Source organism: Actinocrinis sp. (assembly GCF_035653575.1).
Lineage (GTDB): Bacteria > Actinomycetota > Actinomycetes > Streptomycetales > Catenulisporaceae > Actinocrinis.
Genome location: NZ_DASRBQ010000113.1, coordinates 1 through 4,301 on the forward strand (window position 1 = coordinate 1; position 4,301 = coordinate 4,301).

Annotated in this window: 2 protein-coding genes and 2 pseudogenes; 1 reads left to right on the forward strand and 3 read right to left on the reverse strand. The window is 68.2% G+C overall.

The window, feature by feature from the left end; genetic code table 11:
- Both VFA06_RS16065 and VFA06_RS16070 read right to left on the reverse strand, forming a co-directional pair.
- Nucleotides 1-686: pseudogene (locus VFA06_RS16065) on the reverse strand (transcriptional regulator); the annotation flags it as partial.
- On the reverse strand, nt 632-1,207 hold the full coding sequence (locus VFA06_RS16070) for an ATP-binding protein (RefSeq protein WP_324841383.1): 576 nt from the start codon (nt 1,205-1,207) through the stop codon (nt 632-634). The pseudogene VFA06_RS16065 and the gene VFA06_RS16070, both read right to left, overlap by 55 nt.
- Nucleotides 1,208-1,418: 211 nt before the next feature.
- Here VFA06_RS16070 and VFA06_RS16075 point away from each other — a divergent pair, with 211 nt between their 5' ends.
- On the forward strand, nt 1,419-3,086 hold the full coding sequence (locus VFA06_RS16075) for a hypothetical protein (RefSeq protein WP_324841384.1): 1,668 nt from the start codon (nt 1,419-1,421) through the stop codon (nt 3,084-3,086).
- A gap of 76 nt (nt 3,087-3,162) precedes the next feature.
- Here VFA06_RS16075 and VFA06_RS16080 read toward each other — a convergent pair.
- A pseudogene (locus VFA06_RS16080) lies at nt 3,163-4,301 on the reverse strand (right-handed parallel beta-helix repeat-containing protein); the annotation flags it as partial.

Sequence of the window (4,301 nt, forward strand, 5' to 3'; positions counted from 1 at the left end):
GCGCTGGTGAGCGCCTGCACCGCCCACCGCTCATCGCGGGCCGGCGCCAGCAGGAGCTGTCCAGCGACCCGCTGCACCGGAGCGCCCGCGGCATGTAGCAGCTCGGCGGCGAGGCGGTGGCGCGCCTGGCGCTCGGTCAGCAGCACGTCGTTGTAGATCGTTGCCGCGACCACCGGATGCACGAATCCCCAGGGCGCCTGCGCGCGCACCAGCTCCGCGCGCGCGAGCGCCGTGAGCGCGTCGACGGCGCGATCTTCCTCCAGTCCGGCAAGCGCCGCGATCACCGACAGCTCGGCCTCATCCCCGAGAACGGCCAGGGCCTCGGCGACCGACGTTGCATGCGGCGGCAGGCGAGTCAGGCGCAGCAGCACCGTGCGCGACATCGATCTCGGACCCAGCTTCTCGATCATCGCCACCTGTCGTTCCTCCGGACGGACGCTCTCGGCGGCCAGCGCCTTCAGCAGCTCGGTCGTCAACAGGGGATTGCCACCGGTGGCTCGGTGGCACGCAACGCAGAATCCCGCATCCGCGTCTTCGCCGAGGCGCTGGCGCACCAGCGCCGCGACGCCGGTGTCGCTGAGCGGGCGCGGGCGGATCGACACCGTCGACGGGTCGCCGGCGATGGCGTCGATCAGCGGCGCCTGCGCCCCAGGATCGTCCGGACGTAGGCCCACGACCATGAGCACCGGCAGGCTCTCCAGGCGGCTTCGTAGGTAGACCATGAACCGCAGCGACGGTGGGTCGCACCACTGCAGGTCGTGACCGCGAGCAGCAGCGGCCGCTCATCGGCGAGATGCACCGTCAACCAGTACAACCCGTGCAGCGCCGCGAACGACGGGTTGCCGCGGCTCTCCGCGCCGTCACCGCCGGCCGAGCCCGTGAAGATCGGCTGCGCCGATGCCGCCGACCCTCGCCGCAGCGGCGCCGGATCATCGGTCACCAATCGCTCGAACAACTGCAGCACCGCGCCGAAGCCGAAGTCGCGCTCGAACTCAGAGCCCCGTGCGGACAGCACCGTGAAGCCCGCTTCGGCGGCCCGCAGGCGGGCGTGCGCGATCAGCCGGCTCTTCCCGATGCCCGGCGGGCCCTCAATCGATACCACCGGCGCTTCGCCCCTGGCGGCGGCCGCGATCAACCCGTCCAACGTCGAGACCTCGCGCTCGCGCTCGAGCAACGTGTCCGCAGCAATCGACGCAAAATCCGCCAACGACTGCTCCTCCTGAGCCGCCACCCCAATGTGGAAGTCTGCTGGCGGGGGATCCCCGCTCTCCGCGAGCACCTACTCCGGTGTCCGGGACTTCGCCCGGAACCGGTGGCCCCTTCGGGGCAGCCCGGCCGGCAGGCGCGGGTGATCCCGTGGGCTGGGTGGGCCTGGCGTCCGGTTGATCTCCAGCGCGAGGTGAGCCTAGAGTCGGCGGATGACCGACCTGTTCAGCGAGCGGTGCGGCGATCTGCTGACGGGCAGCTATGACTGCGTGGACCGGATCGTCCTGAACGCGTACTTCTCTCTCGGGCATTCGCCCGGCGGCTTCCGGACCTGGTGGCGGCGCTGGCACGCAGACGGCGATCAGCAACTGGATAACGCGCATCTGATGCGACTCGCGGGCCGGTTCGCCCGCCGCGTCCGCGCGTCCGCGCAGGCGCACGGGATCCCGGTGATCGACTGCAAGGCCGGCGAGCGCAAGCATCAGATCGCCGAGGAATACCTGGCCGAGCACCCGGCCGGCCGCACCGGCGTGTTCCTGATCCTCGTCTCGCGGTCGCCGGCGACGGTGTGGAAGGTCGACCGGTCCCCGGCGGGCGTGATCCGCAACCTCGAGAAGACCCGACAGTTCGTCAACCACTACTCGTTTCATATCCTCGACCCGACGTGGGGGCACGTCACGATCAAGATCAGCGGCCACCCGCCGTTCGGCGCGCAGGTGATCCTCAACGGTCACGAGTACGTCGCGTGCGCCGCGCGCTCAGCGGAGATCGGCTACCGAAAGGAGGGCAACTGCTTCACCCAGACCGGCGACACCGAGCGGCTGGCACAGATCGCAGACACCTTCTCCCAACCCGGGGGAATAGGGCGACTGAGCCAGGTGATCGACCGGTGGATCTACACCGCCTGCCTGTGCTACGGGCTCAACATCGATGAGCAAGACCAGAGCGGCTTTCGCTACGCCTACTCGATCTATCAGGTCGAGTACAGCCGAAACCTGCTGTTCAACTCCGGCGCCAGGATGGATCGATTGTTCAACACGGTCGTGGACCGCACCCGCTCCCGGCTGGACGTGCCGACCGTCCGCGTCCTGTTCGGCAGCAAACAGCGTCCGCTCCGTCCTGGCGGGGAGTTCTCACCTCGACAAGCAGTCGTGATCGAGAAACCTCAGTGGAACCTCACGATCTTCAAGGTCCACTTCGGACACTTGACGCTGAAGGCGTACACCAAAGGCGAACGCGTCCTGCGCTTCGAGGCGATCGCGCATCACACCAAGCAGCTCGGCTGCGGCCGAACACTCGACAAGTTCGCGCAGATCGCCTCCCGGCTGCGCGAGATGGTCGACCGCTTCACCAGCAAGCTCGACTGCGTCGATATCGGCTTCCTGCCCGACGGCATCCTCGACCAACTGCCCGCACCCTCCAAGCTCGCCGGCACCCGGGTCGGCGGAATCGATATGAACGTCCCGCGGGTTCGTTCAGCGCTTGCCGCCGTGCTCGCGCTCGCTATTGCCCCGGCAGGCTTCACCGTCGCCCAGTTCACCGCCCAGGTGCGGGCGATGACCGGGCAGACTCCGGAGGACTACAGCATCCGCCAAGGTGCCTACGACCTCCGAAAACTGCGCGGCAAACAGCTCGTGATCAAACCCGGCCGCACCCGCCGCTACCACGTCCCCGAACTCGCTGCGCGCACGATCGCCGCGTTGCTCACCCTCCGCGACAGGGTCATCGCCCCCCTCATCGCCAGCATCCAAACACCACGACAGGGTCGCCCACCGAAGCACTGGACCGCCATCGATCGCGACTACGAAACCCTTCGTCGCGACATGAAAACCCTCTTCAACCACCTCGGGATCGGGATCGCCACGAACGCAGCAGCGTGATCGACAACGATTTGTCAATCACGCTCCGCAACGTTCTAAAGGGCCGCGCTTCGCTGCGCACCCCGCCCGACGGCCCCTACAGGCCCGAGTTGGCCTGGATCTCGTACGTGCCGCCGGTCGGCTGCAGATTCAGCGCCTCTCCCCGGCTGCGCCCCATCAGGTTGTGCTTGACGACGAAGCTCTCGATCGGGCGGGCGCACGATTCGGCCACCCCGCACACGAAGATCGCCGCGGTGTCGGTGAACGCGATCGTGTTGCCGATCAGCCGGGTCGTGCCGGGCCGATCGTCGTACTGATACCAGGCGATCCCGATCGCGCCGTGGGCGATGTAGTTGTGGCTGACCATCGCGTCGCGGTAGCGCATCGAGATCCCATCGTCGTGGAAGTAGGTCAGGCGGTTGTCCGAGATCCTCGCGTCCGCCACCTTGAGGTAGATCGCGTGCCGCGCGTAGGTCAGCCTCGGGTCAAGGCCCGTATGGGTCACGTTGTTGTGTGAGACCAGATAGTCCGATCCTCCGGCCGGATCGCCGGCTCGCCCGGCGTCGAAGCCCAGCAGCATCCCCGAGTCGCCGGTGTCGGAGATCGTGTTGTCCTCGATCACCCAATGCGATCCCTCGGTGGCGATGCCGGTCTCCTGCCCCCTGGGCCCCAGCAGGTGAGAGATGCGGAGCCCGACGAGCTTTATGTAATCGCCGGTGCCCTGGAAGCCTTGCTCGGGGCCGAGGGCAAGATCCTCGAATACGAGATGGCTCGGGCCGCTCGGATACTTCGCCTTGGCGCCGAGCCAGATCCCGCGCTCCAGGTGGGCGCGGCCGCTGCCATAGGAGCCGAACACGATCGGTCGGCCGAACGCGCCGGAGACCTTGGATCCCTGGCCGGGCATGAGCGTCCTGTCGGAGAACGACTTACCGCCCTGGAACAGCACCACGTCGCCCGGGATCAGCTCCGCCCGGTCCACCCGGGCGACCGTCCGCCATGGCCGAGCGGGGCTTGTTCCCGGGTTCGAGTCGCGACCGTCCGGAGAGACGTAGAACGTCGTCGGCCCGCGCGACGCTCCTGCGGCGCGGTGGCGAGCCGCGTGGCCGATCGTCGGCGACGGCGGGGCCGCGTGCGGCGCCCGCGGAGGCGCACCGACGTGGGACGGCGGACTCAGGTTGATCGGCAACTCGAGCCCGACGAGAACCGCGACGGCCAACAGGGTCGATCCGGCTGCAA